Annotated in this window: 16 protein-coding genes; 8 read left to right on the top strand and 8 right to left on the bottom strand. The window is 58.9% G+C overall.

What is annotated here, in order from left to right:
* Window positions 1-103: 103 nt before the first annotated feature.
* Window positions 104-721 (bottom strand): LOG family protein, encoded by a 618-nt coding sequence (locus ACYQ54_RS23925; protein ID WP_460086983.1) that lies wholly within the window; start codon window positions 719-721, stop codon window positions 104-106.
* Between the two features lie 263 nt (window positions 722-984).
* Between ACYQ54_RS23925 and ACYQ54_RS23920 the strand changes: the two genes are divergently transcribed.
* From ACYQ54_RS23920 to ACYQ54_RS23895, 6 genes are all read left to right on the top strand, one after another.
* Window positions 985-2598, top strand: coding sequence for a LysM peptidoglycan-binding domain-containing protein (locus ACYQ54_RS23920; protein WP_460086982.1), 1614 nt, complete (start codon window positions 985-987; stop codon window positions 2596-2598).
* A gap of 355 nt (window positions 2599-2953) precedes the next feature.
* Window positions 2954-3352: an ArsR/SmtB family transcription factor gene (locus tag ACYQ54_RS23915; protein ID WP_460086980.1), complete on the top strand. Its 399-nt coding sequence runs from the start codon at window positions 2954-2956 to the stop codon at window positions 3350-3352.
* A gap of 112 nt (window positions 3353-3464) precedes the next feature.
* Window positions 3465-5348, top strand: coding sequence for an ABCB family ABC transporter ATP-binding protein/permease (locus ACYQ54_RS23910; protein ID WP_460087257.1), 1884 nt, complete (start codon window positions 3465-3467; stop codon window positions 5346-5348).
* Between the two features lie 595 nt (window positions 5349-5943).
* Window positions 5944-6885, top strand: a complete 942-nt coding sequence (locus tag ACYQ54_RS23905; RefSeq protein WP_460086979.1) for a LysR family transcriptional regulator — start codon at window positions 5944-5946, stop codon at window positions 6883-6885.
* Between the two features lie 138 nt (window positions 6886-7023).
* The gene (locus ACYQ54_RS23900) at window positions 7024-7728 is read left to right on the top strand and encodes a phosphatidylserine decarboxylase (protein ID WP_460086977.1); all 705 of its coding nucleotides are present in this window, start codon (window positions 7024-7026) and stop codon (window positions 7726-7728) included.
* A 67-nt stretch (window positions 7729-7795) separates the two neighbouring features.
* Window positions 7796-8608 (top strand): CDP-alcohol phosphatidyltransferase family protein, encoded by an 813-nt coding sequence (locus tag ACYQ54_RS23895; RefSeq protein ID WP_460087255.1) that lies wholly within the window; start codon window positions 7796-7798, stop codon window positions 8606-8608.
* Between the two features lie 266 nt (window positions 8609-8874).
* On the opposite strand, the gene ACYQ54_RS23890 is transcribed toward ACYQ54_RS23895, so the two are convergent.
* The 4 genes from ACYQ54_RS23890 to ACYQ54_RS23875 all read right to left on the bottom strand — a co-directional run bounded on the left by ACYQ54_RS23890 (window position 8875) and on the right by ACYQ54_RS23875 (window position 15230).
* Complete coding sequence (locus ACYQ54_RS23890; RefSeq protein WP_460086976.1) at window positions 8875-9828, bottom strand: bifunctional helix-turn-helix transcriptional regulator/GNAT family N-acetyltransferase; 954 nt, start codon at window positions 9826-9828, stop codon at window positions 8875-8877.
* Between the two features lie 155 nt (window positions 9829-9983).
* Entirely contained in the window at window positions 9984-13547 is a 3564-nt protein-coding gene (locus ACYQ54_RS23885) for an efflux RND transporter permease subunit (protein ID WP_460086974.1), read from the bottom strand.
* Window positions 13544-14647 carry an efflux RND transporter periplasmic adaptor subunit gene (locus ACYQ54_RS23880; RefSeq protein WP_460086973.1) on the bottom strand — a complete coding sequence of 368 codons (1104 nt, stop codon included), beginning with the start codon at window positions 14645-14647 and terminating at the stop codon, window positions 13544-13546. The genes ACYQ54_RS23885 and ACYQ54_RS23880 overlap by 4 nt, the downstream gene beginning before the upstream one ends.
* Before the next feature lie 25 nt (window positions 14648-14672).
* Entirely contained in the window at window positions 14673-15230 is a 558-nt protein-coding gene (locus tag ACYQ54_RS23875; protein WP_460086970.1) for a helix-turn-helix transcriptional regulator, read from the bottom strand.
* Between the two features lie 306 nt (window positions 15231-15536).
* Here ACYQ54_RS23875 and ACYQ54_RS23870 point away from each other — a divergent pair, with 306 nt between their 5' ends.
* Complete coding sequence (locus ACYQ54_RS23870) at window positions 15537-15923, top strand: hypothetical protein (protein ID WP_460086969.1); 387 nt, start codon at window positions 15537-15539, stop codon at window positions 15921-15923.
* A gap of 36 nt (window positions 15924-15959) precedes the next feature.
* Here ACYQ54_RS23870 and ACYQ54_RS23865 read toward each other — a convergent pair whose 3' ends face one another.
* Window positions 15960-16109 (bottom strand): hypothetical protein, encoded by a 150-nt coding sequence (locus ACYQ54_RS23865; protein WP_460086968.1) that lies wholly within the window; start codon window positions 16107-16109, stop codon window positions 15960-15962.
* 351 nt (window positions 16110-16460) lie between these two features.
* Here ACYQ54_RS23865 and ACYQ54_RS23860 point away from each other — a divergent pair, with 351 nt between their 5' ends.
* Window positions 16461-16886 (top strand): hypothetical protein, encoded by a 426-nt coding sequence (locus ACYQ54_RS23860; RefSeq protein WP_460086966.1) that lies wholly within the window; start codon window positions 16461-16463, stop codon window positions 16884-16886.
* Window positions 16887-16904: 18 nt separating this feature from the next.
* Here the strand turns inward: ACYQ54_RS23860 and pcaF are convergent, their stop codons facing one another.
* Together pcaF and ACYQ54_RS23850 are read right to left on the bottom strand one after the other, a co-directional pair.
* Window positions 16905-18107: a 3-oxoadipyl-CoA thiolase gene (gene pcaF, locus ACYQ54_RS23855; RefSeq protein ID WP_460087253.1), complete on the bottom strand. Its 1203-nt coding sequence runs from the start codon at window positions 18105-18107 to the stop codon at window positions 16905-16907.
* 119 nt (window positions 18108-18226) lie between these two features.
* Window positions 18227-19630, bottom strand: coding sequence for a mannose-1-phosphate guanylyltransferase/mannose-6-phosphate isomerase (locus ACYQ54_RS23850; protein ID WP_460086965.1), 1404 nt, complete (start codon window positions 19628-19630; stop codon window positions 18227-18229).
* Between the last annotated feature and the right edge of the window lie 128 nt (window positions 19631-19758).

The following is a 19758-nucleotide window of genomic DNA, read 5'->3' as shown; positions in this document are numbered from 1 at the left end:
GCTTTCGCGACGGTACTCTTCAACTCCAATGACTGCAATTTGATTTGGTTCCAATAGTCACAGTCATGGGAACGTATTCCCACTCTCTATACACAGTAGAGTTTTAGAGATCTGTTACCGCGGTGCATGCTTCTTGTGCGGGCAGGGGATCACCGTTGATCGCGCGACGCAGCAAGGGCAGGATATCGTCCACGGACCGTGCAACGAGATACGGAACTTCTGTGTCGGGACGGATGTATCCCTGGGCCCGCATGTGGTCCAGAAGCTCCAGCAGGGGTGACCAGAAACCATTGATATTGGCCAGAACCACCGGTTTGCGGTGCTGGCCGAGCTGGGCCCAGGTCATCATTTCGACAGCTTCCTCCAGCGTGCCGATGCCACCGGGCAACGCGATGAAGGCGTCGGCTTTCTCGAACATCAGGTGCTTGCGCTCATGCATGTCCTGCGTGACGATCAGGTCTTCCAGCGTGTCCAGCATCACCTCACGTTTTTCCAGAAAACGCGGAATGATTCCCGTCACCTTGCCTCCGGCCTCAAGAGCCGCGTTCGCGACCGTGCCCATCAGCCCGACCGAGCCACCGCCATAGACAAGGCGAAGGCCGGCCTCGGCGATGAGTTGGCCAAGACGGGTGGCGGATGCCTCGTGCGTGGAGTCCGAACCGAAGCTGGACCCGCAGTAAACACAGACGCTGGAAAGCTGATTTTGTGAAACCGTATTCATGACGCAAAGATGTGGCATTCACTTTGGTATAAGGTCAAGCATTCTGTTTGAAAGGCCTTGGTTCTGAACCACGTTTTCTTGCCGCGCCCGGAAAAGACGGCTATGCATGAAACAGGATCTGAGGAAGGGCCGACGGCAAAGCAAACATGGCCAGAAAGGCCAGGAGATCGGCTGAGACAGGCAGCACCCGCAGCAGGGTGTAAACAGGGGAACGGATTTGGAGAGCGCCGCATCGCCTGGCTGCTTTCCCGGCAGGACAAACAATGAATAACAAGACACTCATCTGGACTTTGATCATAGCCGTGCCCGTTGGCCTGGCTGCCCTGGTGACGGGCTATATCTATCGCGACACTGGGCGCCTGCCTTTCCAGAGCGACACCGACATCGCAGCAACACCGTCCGTGTCCGGTGATAGCGGCTCTTCGCAACAGGCCGACGGCACGCAAACGAGCGCCGAAAACCAGTCATCCCAAACCGCGGATGCGGTGAACGGGGAACCTGCGGCAAATGTGGCGAAATCCGGTCCGAGCTTCGACGTGGTCGGAGTGGAACCGACCGGTGAAACGGTTGTGGCAGGCCGCTCGGACGCCGGCGCGATTGTCGCCCTGACCGCAAATGGCAAGGTAGTCGGCAAGAGCATTGCCAACGAAGCCGGCGAATGGACCATCATTCTGGATGAGCCGCTGAAACCGGGCGATTATGACGTCGGTCTCGAAGTGCATGACGACACCGGTAAAGCGATCTCCACATCCGAGGAACGGCTTGCAGTGTCGCTGCCGGAAGGCGGCAAGGAACAGCCTCTCGTCGTGCTGAATACGCCGGACGGCCCGTCCGACGTGCTGCAGAAACCTGAGACCGAACAACAAGTGGCCTCGCTAACGACAGCAGAGCCTGCCGTAGAAAGTTCGCAGGCAACCGCCGCAGCCAATTCGGAAGACAGCACCGGGGCGCAGGCTACACAACAAGCCACCGAGACTGATACGTCGGCTGCGCAAGCACCGGCAGAAACCGCCGCGAACGCGTCCGATGGCCAGGAGACCGCTTCAGCGTCCGTAAAGGCACCTTCGTCTGGAACAGACACAGCGCAGCCGGATGCGACCGGCAGTGCTGCTTCCGTTTCCACGGCCGAAGCACCGGCACAACCTGGCGCAGATGCGCCTGCCAGCGAAACAGACGTCGCCTCCACTTCAACTGATGCTGCTCCGGCAGACGAAGCGACACAGCAGACGGCTTCAAACACGTCTGAAGCCGATGCGTCACAGGGCAGTGGTACAAAGGTTGCACAGGCCGGTGAGACCGAACCGGCAGCGGTTCCCCAGGCCGCTTCTGATGCACCGACGGTGACCGTGGAAGCGGTGGAATCCGAAAAGGACAAGGTGTTTGTTGCCGGAACCGGTGAACCCGGCTCATCGGTCCGCGTTTATGTCGGCGATGAGTTTCAGGGCGAGGCAAAGGTCGGATCGGGTGGCAAATGGCTTGTCGAAGGCGGCAAGAATATTTCCGAGGGCAATGTCGAGGTTCGTGCCGATCTGATTGGCGAGGATGGAAGTTCTGTCGATGCTCGTGCTGCAGTGACCTTCGAGAAGGAGCAGGACAAGCAGATTGTGCTGACCAAGGTCGTTGCCAGCGGAGAAGGTTCCGGGGCCGAAGGCCAGGGCGCGGATGTGAAAAAGTCTCTTCCGGTGGTGATCATCCGCAAGGGAGACAACCTGTGGCGCATCTCACGCCGCCTTTACGGACATGGCGTTCGCTATACGACGATCTACAAGGCCAACCAGGAACAGATCCGCAATCCTGACCTGATCTATCCCGGGCAGGTGTTCCTGACGCCGGAAGGCGATCTGAATTGGCCGAAGCCGCAGGAAAACAACGGCTGAGCTGACACCATCGTTTGTGGAGAGGCCTGCGGGACCGACACGGCAGGAAACAGTCATAGATTTCTGCCGCTGACGTCGGCTCCCCGTGCGTGTTCACCGTCCTTCCGGTCTGGCCGAGTGTCCGGAAATTCTCGTAACGGATTGCGTTCCCTCGTCTTTTTTGAAATGAGACGTTTGGGCGCGCCGATACGGGTATTCTTTGCGCGGGTTCCGGAGCGAATCTCGAAAATCCATCGTCTCCAAGGGCTGGGGGATGGACAGGTTCCTCTGCCTTTTTGCCTCTACCCCTTGTTTTTTGACCATTTCATCGCATATCAACGATGAAACAAACATTCGTGAATGAGGAAACCGCCCCATGAGCGGGACGGATCTGCCGGACGCTGGAAACTGCAAGGCATCAAAGGACTGTCTGGCAAGCTGCGAGGAACTCGCGGCGATTTTCCGCGCACTTGGGCATCCGGCCCGGCTGGCAATCATCAAGCAGCTTGCGAGCCGGGAGGGAGCTTGCTGCGGTGAGATCGTCAACCATCTGCCGTTGGCTCAGTCGACAGTCTCCCAGCACCTGCAGGTGTTGAAGGACGCAGGGCTGTTGTGCTGCGACACACGGGGCAGAAATTGCCACTACGCGCTCAATTGGCAAAAGCTCAGCATGGCCGAGTGCCGTACCAGGGATTTCTGGGAGCGCCTAAACGCGGTGCAGTCAACCCCGGCAGAGCAACCATCCGGCACACGCCCGGTTTCCAATTCAGACTAAACTCAAGCGGTCGCTTTCTGTGGCCTGGAGATTTTGTGTGACCGATCAGACAGCGACCTCGCCGCAAAAGCCTTCGGCTGCGGCTTCCGGCAGCCATTCCGCTCAAGCTCACATCCGCAAGCCCGTCAACGCAGACGAAGGCAGCACGTTCACGACGCTGGCCAATCTGTGGCCCTACATCTGGCCGTCCAACCGTCCGGATCTCAAGCAGCGCGTTCTGCTGGCCATCTTTGCTCTGATCATCGCCAAGATCGTTACGGTCCTGTCGCCATATTTCTTCGCCTGGGCAACGGACGCGCTGACGGGTGAAGGGGCGAACCTGCCTGCTTTCCTGGTGGCGCCGGTCATGCTGGTGCTTGCCTATAATGCGGCTCGCGTCATGGCAGTGGCATTCAACCAGTTGCGCGATGCGCTGTTTGCGCGGGTCGGCCAACATGCCGTGCGCCAGCTTGCCATCCTGACATTCCGACATCTGCACCAGCTTTCCCTGCGTTTCCACCTTGCCCGGCGGACAGGTGGTCTCAGCCGGGTGATCGAGCGCGGCGTCAAGGGGATTGAGTCGATCGTCCGCTTCACCATCTTGAACGGTATTCCGACAGTTCTGGAATTTGCCATCATGGCGGCGGTGATCTGGTACCAGTTCGGCTTTTTCTATGTGGTTATCGTTGCTGTGATGATCGTTGCCTATGTCTGGTTCACCATCAAAACCTCGAACTGGCGCATCGGCATTCGCCGTGAAATGAACGACAGCGACACGGATGCCAACTCCAAGGCCATCGACAGTCTGCTCAACTTCGAAACGGTCAAGTATTTTGGCAATGAGAACATGGAGGCCGCCCGCTTCGACGTCTCCATGGCAAAATACGAAAGCGCAGCCACGAAGACCTGGACATCGCTGTCCTGGCTCAACTTCGGCCAGGCGGTCATCCTGGGTATTGGCATGGCCGCCTGCATGGGGCTGTCGGCGCAGGCCGTGCTGGCAGGCGAGCAGAACATCGGCGATTTTGTCCTGATCAACGCGCTCCTGATGCAGATTTCCATTCCGCTGAACTTCATCGGCTTCCTCTACCGCGAAATCCGTCAGGGCCTTGCGGACATCGAATCCATGTTCGACCTGTTGATGGTGCCGGCCGAAATCGAGGACAAGCCCGACGCCGGCCCGCTGAAAGCGGTTGAAGGCAAGATTGCTTTCAAGGACGTTCGTTTTCACTACGACCCCGACCGGCCGATCCTCAAGGGGATCGATTTCGAGGTTCCCGCCGGCAAGACAGTCGCGATCGTCGGACCGTCCGGAGCTGGCAAGTCGACCATCTCCCGTCTCCTGTTCCGGTTTTATGACGTTACCGACGGTGCGGTCGAGATCGATGAACAGGATGTGCGCAATGTGACGCAGGAGAGCGTGCGTCAGGCCATTGGCATGGTTCCGCAGGACACGGTGCTCTTCAACGACACCATCGCCTACAACATCCGCTATGGTCGCCCGGAAGCCAGCGATGAGGAAGTTCGGGAGGCTGCGCGCATGGCGCAGATCCACGACTTCATCGAGAATTTGCCCCAGGGCTATGACGCGGAAGTCGGCGAGCGCGGTTTGAAATTGTCAGGGGGCGAAAAACAGCGTGTCGCGATTGCCCGGACCATCCTGAAATCGCCGCCGATCCTCATCCTCGACGAGGCAACGTCTGCCCTTGATACGCATACGGAACGCGAGATCCAGTCTGCACTGGACCAGGTTTCCAAGGATCGAACGACACTTGTGATCGCCCACCGCCTGTCGACAGTGGTCAACGCGGACCAGATCATCGTTCTGGAAGGCGGCGAGATTGCCGAGCGCGGCACCCATCAGGAACTGTTGTCCAAAGACGGTCTTTATGCGTCTATGTGGGCCCGTCAGCGTGAAGCCGATGAAGCTGAAGAACGGCTGCGGGCAGCGCGGGAAAACGACGAGCTTGGTATCGTCACGCGTGGCCAGAGGGCAGATTACGTTCCGGCAAAGTAGGTCAGTTCAATGACACAGTGCTGCAGCGTGCTACGTCCAGCAGACTGGTGAGTATGGTCCGCATTCAAGGCGTGCCTTACGTCGCATTGTCACGTCCGCCGCAACGAAACTGTGACCGGACGGAGACCCAGCAAAGTTGGTCTTCGGCGGCGGAAAGCTAAGGGCTGATATGAGGTTCCCTGTGTCTCTCGTTTCGCGCAGATGGCAGGGATGGATACATTCAGCCAAAAATCGGTGCGTTCGCAATCCGGTTGATCGGGATACTCAAGAGATCAGAGAAAATGCGCGGCTCTCAGGCCGCGCAATTCTTTCCCCGGTGACAGGCGTTGAGACCACTGTCGTTGGCAAAGAGAATGCCGGTGGCCGGTTGTCTGCCTGAAGATGATCGGGCAGTCCTGTCAGGGAAAAGCAACCTCGAGATTGCTCTGGTCAGGCGACGCAGCTCGGCGTGCCGGGCAGCGCGGGCGCGGGTTTCATAGATATCTCCTGTATGTGTCATGGTGCTCTCCATCGCTTGGGATGAGCTTTTGTCTCATATTGCGTACTTTCGAAGAATGAGGCTAGTGTAGAAGTAATTATTCGAAAGAATGGAATAATGAGATTCGAAGATCTGCAATTTTTCATCCGAATAGCGGAGCTGGGCAGCATGGCTGCGGCGGGTCGGGAAATTGGCTTGTCGCCGTCAGCTGCCAGCACCCGCTTGACCGGTCTGGAGAAAGCTTTCGGATCCCAGCTCTTTGCCCGCACCACCAGGCGCACGATGCTTACTGAAGCGGGCCGTGTGTTGTTGCAGCACGCCCGTACGGCGGTGAGCGAGATCGAGCAGGCCCGCTCTGTACTGGAAGCTTCCACAGAAGCGCCGCGCGGCTCGCTCCGCTTCTCCTGCAACACATTCTTCGGGCGCAAACACATTCTGCCCTACCTGGTGGAGTTTCGAGACCTTTATCCGGACATTCGTCTGGAGATGGATTTTTCCGACCGGATCGTGGATGTCATCGAGGAAGGCTATGACATGGCGGTGAGGGGAGCGCCGTTGACGGATTCCTCGCTGCTGGCCCGCAAGCTCGGTGGTAACCCACGCGCCTTGTGCGCCTCTCCGGCATATCTTGCCCGCAAGGGTGTGCCGCACACACCGGAAGACCTCGCCAACCACGACTGCATCGCCATGGCTTCCATGCCGTTCTGGTATTTCAACGGACCGGAAGGGGAGATCGCCTTCGAGATCCAGAAACCGGTCATCAAGGGGGACAGCGGCGACCTGACCTATGATGCCGCGCTGCACGGCCTGGGCCTCAGCCTGAAGTCACTGGCTCATGTCTGGGAGGATCTGCGGGACGGCCGGCTTGTCGCCGTCATGGAAGACTATACGATAGCCCGCACAGGGGCGATCTGGGCCGTTTATCCGCCAAGCCAGTTCGTCCCGCCCAAGGTGACGGCCTTTGTCGATTTCCTGATTTCAAAATATGGCCGGCCGCCCTATTGGGAGAGTGACTACAGGACGGCTTCGGCCCGTCAGAGCGGGCTTCAAACCGTGTGATTTTCATGAAAAGCAGGTTCTCTTTACCTTGAAAAGCCACTAGAAGCGGGGCAGAAGCTAAAGCGCAAAGGGTGCGTTCGGTCTTGGACCGCGAACACGCTCCGCCGGCAGGCAGAAATTGAAAGCGAAGATTAAAAGATGTCGATAGTCGATTCCGTCTCCAAGGCCATGGTTCCTATTCATCGCGAAGGCTGGCCCTTTATCGCGATTGCCCTGGTGGCGACTTTCGTTATCGGCTGGTTCATAGATCCGCTGTTCTGGATCGGCCTCTTCCTCACCGGATGGGTCTGCTACTTCTTCCGCGATCCCAAACGGGTGACGCCGGTGGGCGACGGGCTGGTGATTTCTCCGGCCGATGGTGTTGTCAGCCTTGTTGGCCTGGCGCGTCCGCCAGCAGAACTGGAGCTGGGCTCGGAACCTCTGATGCGCGTCTCCATCTTCATGAATGTCTTCAATTGCCATGTGAACCGGGCCCCTGTGGGGGGACGGATCGAACGGGTGGCCTATCGCGCCGGCAAGTTCCTGAACGCGGAACTGGACAAGGCCAGCGAAGACAACGAACGGAACGGTGTGGTTATCGACACCGGTAACGGCCGCATCGGCGTCGTGCAGATTGCCGGTCTGGTCGCCCGCCGCATCGTCTGTTTCGTCCGCGAAGGTGAAAACCTGTCGGCGGGTGAGCGGTTCGGTCTGATCCGCTTCGGTTCGCGTCTCGATGTCTACTTCCCGGTTGGAACCCAGCCGAAGGTCGCCCTTGGCCAAACCATGATTGCCGGCGAGACCGTACTGGCTGATCTGTCGGCACCGCAAAGCCCGGCACAGACCTTGACCCGCGTAAGCTGAGGCCGCTGTGAACGAAACGCCTGACCAAGGACCGGCCGACGCCCGCAGGACACCGCGTTTCCGGCGTGTGCCTCTGCGCCTGATCATTCCGAACATGGTGACACTGCTGGCGCTGTGTTCCGGCTTGACCGCGGTCCGCATGGCCTTCGAGGGCCGGTGGGAATTTGCGGTTGGTGCCATTCTCGTGGCCGCTGTTCTGGACGGTCTCGACGGACGTGTTGCCCGCATGATGAAAGGGACGTCGCGCTTTGGGGCGGAACTGGATTCCCTGTCGGATTTTGTCAACTTCGGCGTCACTCCGGCCTTGATGCTCTATCTCTGGATTCTCAAGGATGCCGGCAACATGGGGTGGATCGCGGGCCTGATCTTTGCGATTTCCGCAGCACTCCGCCTGGCTCGTTTCAACGTGGCGCTGGATGATCCGAACAAGCCTGCCTGGGCGTCCCGTTTCTTTACGGGTGTCCCTGCACCTGCAGGCGCACTCACGGTTCTTCTGCCACTCTATCTGGACTTCCTCGGCCTGTTTCCGCACTGGTTCGCAGATGAAGCGTTTGTCGCTGCCTACACGATCGGCATCGCCTTCCTGCTGATCAGCCGCCTGCCGACCTACTCCGGCAAGACACTGGGAACCAGGGTCCGGCGCGACTTTGTGCTGCCGTTGTTCCTGGTTGCCGTGCTGGTTGTCGCGCTGACCGTGTCTTACCCCTTCCGGATGTTGGCCGGGGGCGCTGTTCTCTACCTGCTGACCATACCGTTCTCCTGGCGTGCACACAGGAAACTTGTCCTGGCCGATGCCACCCTCGGCCTTGATGACGACGGCGATGAATGCGACACCGATCTCGACAATATTGCCGACAGGGACAAGGACCACGGCGGCTGACGCCCGGCGGACCGCAAATCGGGTTTCTGCTGCCTGACGCGAGCCCCTTCGTAACAGTCGCCGCCATGCTGCGTGACGGTGGGAAGTCGATTTCCAGGGCCTGACACAGTGCCGCAAACGGTTCGGGCACGTACCCGAACCGGTCTTTCCTGATTGAAGGGCCCACAGCGCCGGTCTGAAGTCAGAATATCCAGGATATTGCCCGTACAGGCCTGCGGCAGGAAGCTTGAGAGTGCTGTCGGTACGAACCTCTGGGGGCGAAGAATTCAGACAGGGCGCTTTCTGATGAACTTCTGCTCCGTGACAGCCTTGCCCCACTGGTCGCCGACATACTCTTCCGCAAGGGTGAAGCCGTTTCTTTCGTAGAGCACGCGTGCTGCGTCCAGACCTTTGAGCGTCCAAAGGTGGATTTCGTCGAACCCGAGACTGTCCGAGTGGTCCAGGGCTTTTTGGAGCAATGCTTTGCCCAGGCCCTTGCCGCGCAAACGCTCGGACAGAATGAACCAGCGCAGATGTGCGATGTTGTTGCCGAGATCTTCGCCGTCGATTGTGATCGACCCAATAACGGCTCCGTTTTCGAGCACGCTCCAGCTGTTGTTCATCGGTTTGCCGATGCGCGGCATGAATTCCGCCATGGCGGTAGCAACGACACTTTCAAAGGTTGGCCCCATGCCGATGATGTGGCCATGCGTGCGCGCATGCATGCCGGCAATGTCACCGATCATGCCAGTTTGATAGCCCTCGGCGATGGTGAACTGCGGCTGGTAACTCGCCGGTGTTTCCTGCGGGACGGCGAGTGCGTCCGCGTAGGCTGACATGGCGTCGCAAATCGATTGGGCCTTGTTCCCGTCGATCCGGTCGAGAGCCCTGCGGGCAAGCGCATCGCCATAGCTGTCGATCTTTGCAAAGGTTGCCTTGCCGGATTCCGTCAGGGTCAGCCCAAACGACCGGCCATCACTCTGCGACCGAGTCTGGGTGATTTCACCGCGTGCCTCCAGCGACTTGATCAAGCGGCTGATGGTCGATTTTTCCAGCTTCAGTTTCGTCGAGATCTCTTTTGCTGTGATACCCGGGTTCAAACCGATCTCCATCATCGCATGGACGCCTGAGCCGGACAGGTCCGTGCCGGCAATGGTCTTGTCCAGAAAACCGAATTCCCGAACCAACTGTCGGGACGCGGCGCGGATATCGTTGACGAGGGTGGGGGAGGGCAAAGACATGCAAAAAACCTATATAGTTGTACATTGCAACTATATTGATTGGCGGCACGGATTACAAGCCGATTGTTGTGCCCTGGAGGCGCTGGCGACCGGATCTTCCGTCAACAAAAAAGGCCGCCGGAAACCGGCGGCCTTTTTTGTTGGAGGTCTTTGGATCATTCTGCCGCGTGCGGCAGTTCCTCCTGCGGCGGGGCTTTCGGCTGCGACGGTTTCGGCATGGAAACCACCTTTGCCGCCGGGCGTAGCTCGGGCTGGTCGCCAAGAGCCACCGGTTCCGGAGTTTCTTCCGCCGTGCCGCGTCCGGACCTGCGCTGGAAGTAGGAGACACTCTTCCAGAAGCTGCTTGCCCACACACTCGGCAACGCGATCATGACCGGGATCATCAGCAGCGTCAGCAGGGTGGAGAAGGCAAGGCCTGAAATCACCGCCGTTGCCAGCTGCACCCACCAGACCGCCGTGATCCCGCCATAGGTGATCACCTGATTGAAGAAATCGAAGTTGATCATCGTGGCCATCGGCACCAGGCCGGCAATCGTCGTGATGGTGGTCAGCAGGATCGGCCGGATGCGCTGGGCGGAGGTTTTCAGGATCGCGTCCAGCGGGGCGAGGCCATCATGAAGGAACCTGTTGTAGGTATCGATCAGGACGATGGCGTTGTTCACCACGATCCCGGCAAGCGCCACCACCCCAGTCCCGGTCATGATGATCGAGAACGGCTGATTGGTTATCAGCATGCCGAGCAGAACACCGAACACCGACAGAACCACCGTCGAGAGTGTCAGGAACGTCTGGTAGAACGAGTTGAACTGGGTCAGCAGGATCAGGAACATCAGGAACAGGGACGCCACCATCGCCTTCATCAGGAATTCGCCTGACTCCTGCTGGTCCTCATCCGCACCGCGGAACTTCAGGAAGACGTTGGCAGGCCAATCCTGCGTATCCAGCCATTTCTGGAGTGCTGCAACCTGTTCGGTTGGATTGGATCCGCTTTCCGGATTGACCGCCGCCTTCACGAACATGGAATAGAGCCCGTCTCGGCGCACGATCTCCGACACTTTCTGTGCCGGTTCGCGGCTGACGAAGTTCGCCAGTGGAACCAGTCCCAGCGAGGTCTGCAGGCGCAACTGGTCGAAGCGGTCGATGGTCCGCTCGTTTTCCGGAAGGCGCACGCGAATGTCCACCTCGTCCTCGCTGTCGCCGGGACGATAGGTTCCGATCAGAACGCCGTTGGTGACCAGCTGGACCATGTTGCCGACAGAGGCGATACTGGCCTGGTAACGGCCGGCCTGCTCACGATCGATGGAAATCTGCCATTCGATGCCGGGCAGGGGACGGTCGTCCTCCTGGTTCATCAGCGTGTCCATGCCGTTGATGTGGTCGCGAACGCGGGCTACCGCAGCAACCATGTCATCATATTCGGTCGACTTGATTTCCAGCTGGACGTCCTTGCCCGTTGGCGGACCGCCTTCGATCTTGCGAGTTTCCACCTTGATGCCCGGGATGTCCTTGGTCGCAGAGCGGATGTCGGCGAAGATTTCCTTCGCCACCCGGCGGCAGCAGAAATTGGCAAGCTCGATGTTGATCTCGCCCATCACGTCGGCAGGCTTGTCCTGAACGTCGCCCACGGAAGGGCCGCCGGACGAACCGCCGGGTGTGAATGCGTTGGTGATGACGTTGTCTACGCCCGGAATGGACATGATCCTGTCTTCCACCTGCACGACCAGATCGCGGGCTTCCGACGCCGACATATTGCCACGACCGGAAACCAGCACCACTGCCTGCTCAGGTTCCTCGTCGATGAAGAACTGAACGCCGGTAGGGTTGGCCATGAACGCGCCGACAATCGCCGCGCAGCTGCCGATCAGCAGCACGATGGCAGCGATATTGCCGATCGGGTTGCCCGCAAACAGCTTCAGGATGCGTACATAGATGCCGGTAAAGCCGCGTACTTTCTTGACGTCAAAAGCTTCGGAGCCGGAAAGGGTTGCAGCTTCCGCACGGTCCATTTCTGCCCGCTTTTCAGCCCTTGCCTGCGACCAGCTGACAAACGGGCGCAGCAGCTTGTAGGAGACGAAGCCGACAAGGGCGAGGACCGCCAGACCGCACAGGATGGCAATGCCGGTGGCAGCAGCGGCTGGCACCACACCTTCCAGGGCCATGGGAACGAACGGACCGAACGCGACGATGACACCAGCCAGCACGGCAAACGTAAGCGCCAGAAGCAAGGCGGCATACCGGTTCAGGAAGTGCGAGACCTGCGCCAGGATGCCACCCGTTACCGGCAGGAACACCATGGCGGTGAACAGCGAGGCGGTCAGGACGATGATCACCATGATCGGCAAGTAGCTCATGAACTCCCCGGCCACGCCCGGCCACAGAAGCATGGGCAGGAACGCCACGAGAGTGGTTGCCGTGGACGAGACAATCGGCCAGAACATCAGCTTTGCGGCACGGATATAAGCCTCGCGGTCTTCCATGCCTTCATGGATTTTCCGGTCGGCATATTCGGTCATCACAATGGCACCGTCGACCAGCAGACCCACGGTCAGAACAAGGCCGAACATCACCATGTTGTTGACGGTATAGCCAACGCCGCCAAGGATCAGGAAGCCGACCATGAATGAGGTCGGGATTGCCAGACCCACCAGCAGGGCGGAACGTATGCCGAGCGCTGCCAGAACCAGAATCATCACCAGGAAGATCGCGGTCAGGATCGACGACTGCAGCGAGCCGAGCACTTCGAAGATGTTGTTGGACTGGTCGAGCATCATGTCGACGCGAATGGTTTCGGGCCAATCCTTGGAAGCAGCCTCGACAACTTCACGGACCGCCGTGTTGTTCTCGATAATGTTGGTTCCGATGCGTTTGACGACCTGCAGCGCGATAGCCCGGTTGCCGTTGACGCGCGTATAGGCGTTGGGGTCCTTGAAAGTGCGCCGGATCTCGGCGACATCTGCAAGGGTCACTACACCTTCGCCGCTTTGTTTGAGCGGCAGCGTGTAGACGTCTTCGGCGGTCTCGACAAGACCAGGGACTTTTACGTTGAAGCGGCCCTTGCCACCGTCGATAAAGCCTGCGGGAACGAGCTGGTTGTTGAGCCGCAGCGAATTGAGCAGCTCTTGCTGGGTAATCGAATAGGATTCCAGTTTCTGCGTGTCGATCAGAACTTCAAGCAGCTCTTCGCGGTGCCCGGTCAGATCGGCTGACCGCACGCTGTCGATGGCCTCGATCTGGTCCTTGAGCCGACGAGCATGTTTGTAGAGCGTGCGCTCGGGAACATTGCCTGACAGGGCAATGATCATGGTCGGCGCAAGAGCAAAGTTCATCTCCGTGATCGTCGGCTCTTCAGCCTCGTCCGGCAGCTTGCTTTTGGCCTGGTCAACCTTGTCGCGAACATCCGCCAGCGCTTCGTCCTTGTTGAACGAGATGTCGAACTCCAGCACGATCCCCGCGTGGCTTTCCGAGGCGATCGCGGTGATTTCCTTCAGCCCGTCCAGACCGCGCAATTCCGTTTCCATTGGACGCACGAGCAGGCGTTCGGAATCTTCCGGTGAAATGCCTTGCTGGGTGATCGAAATGTAGAAGATCGGCAGATCGATATCCGGACTGGCTTCCTTCGGGATCGCGATATAGGTGGCGACACCGGCAACGATCAGCGCCAGCATCATCACGAATACCGTCTTGGGGCGCCGAAGGACGCCTTCAAGCATGTCTATCATTTGCTCACCTCTGCCGTCTCAAAGACCGGTTGCACGAGTTCTCCATCCGAGACGTATTCCTGCCCCACGGTGATGGCGACGACCTCGTCGGGCAGACCGCCGATCCACATTCCATCCTGCTCTCCACCCAGCACATTGACCGGATAGAAGATGGTCTTGTTGTTTTCATCCACTGCGCGAATGCCGACCTGGCCCGCATCGTTCAGCGTCAGGATTGCCGGCGAGATCTTGTGTGCCTTCTCCGCCGCCAGCTCCAGTTTGGTGACCGCTGTCACGCCGTCCCTGGCAATGCCATCCGGATTGGGCAGCTCAACTTCGATACGGAAGGTTTTCGTGTCGGGATTTGCCGTCGGCGAGATGTAGCGCACCTTGCCGTTAAGTGTTTCTCCGGTCACAAGAGTGACTGTCGCCGGCATGCCCAGGGAAATTTCGGAGATATTCAGTTCCGAAACCTGGCCTATGGCAATCATCGGGTCCGCGTCGACCACGGTCGCGCAGATGCCGCCCTGTTCGAGCTGTGCACCAATCTCGGCCATCGGGCTCTGGATGACGCCGGATACCGGCGAGCGGATAACCGTGTGTTCCAGTTCCTGTTCGGCTTCAATCAGACGAGCCTTGGCGGCATCAAGCTGGGCCTGGAGCGCAGCCACACGGGTTTGCGCGGTGAAGCCCTTGCTGTTGAGTTGCGTTGCGGCCGCATGATCCAGTTCCGCCTGCGCCAGGGCCGCCTTGGATTCCAGAATGCGCGATTGCCGTGATCCCTTGTCGAGAACACAGAGAACATCACCAGCGGCAACCTGAGCGCCTTCCTGTGCCGGACGTTCCACAACGTCGTCCGTGGTCTTGGACCTAACCGCGACCGTTGCTTCGGCCTCGGTACGTCCTCGAACTTCCAGAACAGCCCGGCGGTCCTGCGCCACCAGACGCTGGACCTGAACCCGGAAGGTTTCGGTGGAGGCCTGGCTGGCCCTCAGGGCCGGGGGCGGCGTTGCGTGTTCGCTGTCGCCGACACCGCCGATCACCATCGTACCGCTGTACATCCAGAAACCGATACCGGCCGCTATGCCGGCCGCCAGGAAGTAGGAAAATTTCACTCGCATTGTCTAAAGCTCCGAAACGTCTTGCTTACTCTGCGGCCGCCGCAACCGGCTGTACCGCTTCTTCGGCAATCTTGATCAGTGCCTCGCCATGTTCTTCCAGGTAGGCGAGGGTGAAATTCATGCAGGCAATGCCGTAGTCCCGTGTCCAGTTGGATCCGGGATGCGAACATTCCTGGTCTTTTTCGCTGTCAGTCAGCAGGCGCAACTCGGCCTGCACCTGTGCCTTTCGCCGTTCGACCGCGCGGCGGATCACCTCGGGAGGCAGTTGCGCGGCGTTGAGGGCAATCAGCAGAAAAGGGGATTTGAACGTGTCCGGCGCCTGGGGATCACACAGGGACTGTATGAAGTCTTCCCGGCCGGCATCCGTGATGGAATAGACCTTGCGGGCAGGCTTGCCTGCCTGTGGTTCCTCGCGCACGGTCACAAGCCCTTCCGATTCCAGACGCGCGAGAGCCGGATAGATCGAGCCAAAGCTCGCATCATCGAAATAACTGAACCGGCCTTCGGTCGATTCCTTCCGGATTTCATATCCGGTGGCATCCCCGAAAGACAGGATCGCGAGACAAAGGCTGCGTACACTCATTGACAACTCCGTGCCTGGGAGCGTCCTCCCGGCGTGACGGTCTTCTTACGTGGCCGGTTACGATATGGATGACGCGCAAGGCATCGTAAGAAGTGTCATATGTTGGTTCGATATATCGAACAAATATATGCTCACGCGTTTGTAATCAAGGGTGCGCTGCACAATTCCTGCTCTGAAGATAAACAAACTATGAGCTGACCTCCAAAATCATCTTAATCGGTCTATTTGACAGGTTGTTGGCAGGCAGCAATCGGCGCTAGGCTGATTGTGCTTTGCATCGCAATCGCAGCACGGGGAGTGTTCCGTATGCCAAAGTCCATTAAGGGTCTGCTTCATCCGAAGCTTCCGCGAGACCCGCTGTTCCGTCTGCTTGCGGTCAACGGCCTTGCGGGTACGGCAATTGCCGGCCTCGTGCTTGGCGGCATTTTTCTTGGAAACATCGGCAATCTGAGGGTTCTTGTAATGTCGGCTGAAGACCCGGTGCTGCCGGTGATCATGCTGGCATTCGGCCTGTTCATCACACTCGGGTCAGTGGTCATGGGCTCCGCCATCATGCTGTTGGGCGACAATGGTCGCGGCGGCAATGGTGGGGGCAGGGTCTCGAAGCACAGACAGCCGGTTTTCTTCGGTGAGCAATTGAAGCCGGTGCCAGTGCCCGTCAGGGCCAATCGCAGAGATGATCTGCATCGCTGAACCCGTACGGGCGGTTTGGCACCAGGCTTTAAGCGGTCAATAAGCGAGTTGCTGGTAAACAGACTTGGCCTTGGCGGCAGTCGAGGGCTGTGGTCCCAGATCAGCAAACAAGGTCATGGCCGCAGCTGCGAGAAGAAGCAGCAATCCCAGGGATGAGAGCCTCATCTCACCGGTCCTTTCGATCATGACATCCTCCAATTTGATGCAGCGCTTATACAGCCACAGGATCTAAAGTCCCGGTAATACGTCTTGTAAAATTTTACGTACCTGCAAATACCTACTCTCAGATTTGACAGGTGTCTTTTGACCGCAGCTCAGGCACCGTCCGGCGGCACGGATTCCGGCCCCGCAGCGGCATGATTTCCACCCTGAAAGCACAAATGGCAGAGGCCGGGCCAGAGTCATGGCCAAAGTGCCACCGTTAACTATGGTACGCGAAAAACGCGTGACACATGCAAGGCCAGGTTGCGGCGCTTTCTCCTATCTTATACGACCTGTGATGGTTTAATGATTTGTTAATCAATTGCTGGGGTTGTAATGCGGTTTCTATTCCGAAATTTGCACGTATTTGTTTTTGCGAGCCTTTCAGCTTCCGCCGCCTTTTGGGTTGCAAGCAATGCGGATCAGGCGGAGGACCTTGCACGGCCACTGGTTGAAGACGCAATCGAACTTCAGGTCATGGCCAAAAATGCTTACCGGGAAGTCCGTCAATTGGACCTGCAAAAAGCAGCTGATGAGGCGATTCGGCATTACGTCGCCGCGCTTCGCATGCCCAGCCTTCTGTTCGATCGACTGGCCGATGAGATCGGCGAGGTCAACGACAAGATGGAGCAGAGTGTACGGGTAGTCCCCGCAGCACAATCAGACGCCTCGGTTGCTCATGGACGTCCGGCTTCGGTCAGGGTTGGTGTGCGCCGCAGCAGGCGCTTTGGCGCAGGCCGCTACGCTCCCCTGTCAATCTGAATTGGAAGGGGCGACGGCTCAGGCCGACGCCAGTGCCAGTGCGATGCCTTGGCCAACGCCTATGCACATGGTCGCAAGCGCGAGTTTTCCACCCCGCTTCTTCAGTTCCAGTGCCGCTGTACCGGTGATCCGGGCCCCTGACATTCCAAGGGGATGGCCGAGTGCAATTGCACCGCCGTTAGGATTGAGAATTTCGCTGTCTTCCGGCAGGCCAAGGTCGCGCATGACGGCAATGCCCTGAGCCGCGAAGGCTTCGTTGAGCTCGATCACGTCGAACTCGGGCAGCGCGATGCCCAGCCGTGCGCAAAGCTTGCGCGTCGCCGGAGCCGGGCCTATGCCCATGATCCGCGGTGGTACGCCTGAAGTGGCGCCGCCAACGACCCGCGCTATCGGCGTGAGATTGTACTTTTCCACCGCAGCTTCCGAAGCGATCAGCAATGCGGCCGCGCCGTCGTTGACGCCCGACGCGTTGCCCGCTGTCACGGAACCGTTTTCCCGGAACGGTGTCTTCAGTGCGGCGAGGGCATCGAGGGTCGTGTTTCTCGGGTGTTCGTCCCTGTCCACCAGGATCGGATCGCCCTTGCGCTGGGGGATCATCACCGGCACGATTTCTTCCGCGAACCGGCCGGACTGCTGAGCATCGGCAGCCCGCTGTTGGCTGCGCAGCGCAAAGGCATCCTGGTCCTGCCGCGAAATCTGAAACTGTTCGGCCACGTTCTCTGCCGTTTCCGGCATGGAGTCGATGCCGTACTGGCGTTTGAGCAGCGGGTTGACGAAGCGCCAGCCGATTGTCGTGTCGAAGATTTCTGCCGTACGGGAATACGCGGCGTCCGCCTTGGGCATGACGAACGGTGCGCGGGACATGCTTTCAACGCCACCGGCAATGGCCAGATCGATCTCGCCGGCCTTGATTGCCCGGGCGGCGGTCATCACGGCATCCATGCCGGAACCGCAAAGCCGGTTGAGCGTCAGGCCGGGGACTGTTTCAGGCAGGCCCGCCAACAGCGCCGACATGCGCGCGACGTTCCGGTTGTCTTCACCGGCCTGGTTGGCACAGCCAAAGAAGACGTCGTCAACCTCGGCCCAGTCCGTGTCCGGATTGCGCTCCATGAGCGCACTGATCGGAATCGCGCCCAGATCGTCGGCGCGCACCGAGGAAAGCATGCCGCCATAGCGCCCGATGGGAGTGCGGACATAATCACAGATAAAGACATGATGCATGGAGGTGTTCCCGTCCGTCGCGCTGGAAAAGGCAATTTCGATATGAGCCTGAATTGTGGTCAAGTCTTGCCGGAATTCACCTGCCAAGGCAAGAATGCGTCACGGAAAAATCTATCAGATCAAGAATTTTGTGATGTTTCCGAATGGCGCCGGATATCGTCTTCCTGCAGATAGGTTCCGGACTGCACCTCGATCATCCGCACGGGGATCTTGCCTGGATTATGCAGTGTGTGTTGCGCTCCAAGAGGGACATAGGCGGATTGATTTTCGCTCAGAAGCCGCGTTTCGCCGTTGATCGTGATCTCGAGAGTTCCGGACACCACCACCCAATGCTCCGTCCGGTGAAGGTGGCTTTGCAGGCTGAGCCTCTTGCCCGGCTTGATCATCATGGACTGAACTGAAAAACGCTCGCCTGAATTGATGCGTTCCGTGTAGCCCCAGGGCCGGTAGGAGCGCGGGTGCCGATCAACCTCGTGCCTGCCTTCCGCTTTCAACTGCTCCACCACGGTCTTGACGTCCTGCGCCTTGTCCTTGTGGGCGACCAGAACGCTGTCGGTCGTGGCGATCACCATGACGTCCTCCAGGCCAATGACGGACACAAGCCCGCGTTCGGCGTAGGCGAGGCAATTGTCGCTGTCGAGAAAACGGGCATCACCCAGTCCGGAGTTGCCGTTTGCGTCCTTGTCCAGAACCGTCCAAATGGCCGACCATGACCCCAGGTCGTCCCATTCCGGCGAAACCGGGGCGCAAACAACATTGTTGGCCTTTTCCATGATCGCATAGTCGATGGAAATATTATCCAGTGCTTCGAAGGCTTCCTGGTCAAGGCGTGTGAAATCGAGATCGCCGTGCTGTGTCTTCATGACCGCGACGATGCTCTCGTAAAGACCCGGCTGGTGCTGCTTGAAGGCGTCGATCATGGTGCTGGCAGCGTAAAGGAAGATACCGGCGTTCCAGACGTAACTGCCGTCCTTCAGGAAGGCATCGGCACGGTCCTGGTCAGGCTTTTCGACAAAGGCTTCCACCGGCCGCACCGGCTCGCTGCCACCCGCCACCTTGATGTAGCCGTATCCGGTATTTGCCTCGCTGGGCTGAATGCCGAAGGTCACGATCTTGCCTTCGCGAGCGGCGATCTCGGCCTGATGGACGGCATCAAGGAACACATCTTCCTTGCGGATCAGATGATCTGACGGCAACAGCAGGATCAGGGCGTTCGGGTCGGTTTCGGCGGCAATCAGTGCCGCCATCAGGGCAGGGGGGGCGGTGTTGCGGCCCACTGGCTCCAGCAGGATCGACCGGGCCTCCAACCCAAGTTCGTTGAGTTGCTCGCCGATCAGGAACCGATGGGCATTGCTGCCGATCACGATAGGAGCGGTAAAGTCGGGACGATTGACGCGCTTGCAGGTTTTCTGGAACAGGCTTTCCCCGCCAAAGAGTGGCAAAAACTGTTTTGGCCGGTCGGTGCGTGACAGCGGCCACAACCGCGAACCGACACCACCGGACAAAATACAAGGGAAAATCATGCTTTGGTTCCTGTTCTTCTGGCACATTTCGCAAGGCTGCCGGCACACCGGGGGTGCATCGAGTGTTAATCAGCCCCGGGACAAGTTGCAAGCAAGCGGCTTGAACGCTACATACGTAATAACGTAAC

The sequence above is a fragment of the Roseibium sp. LAB1 genome (assembly GCF_054658235.1).
The sequence above is the reverse complement of the archived record's forward strand: the minus strand, read 5'-3'. Positions and strand labels throughout refer to the sequence as shown.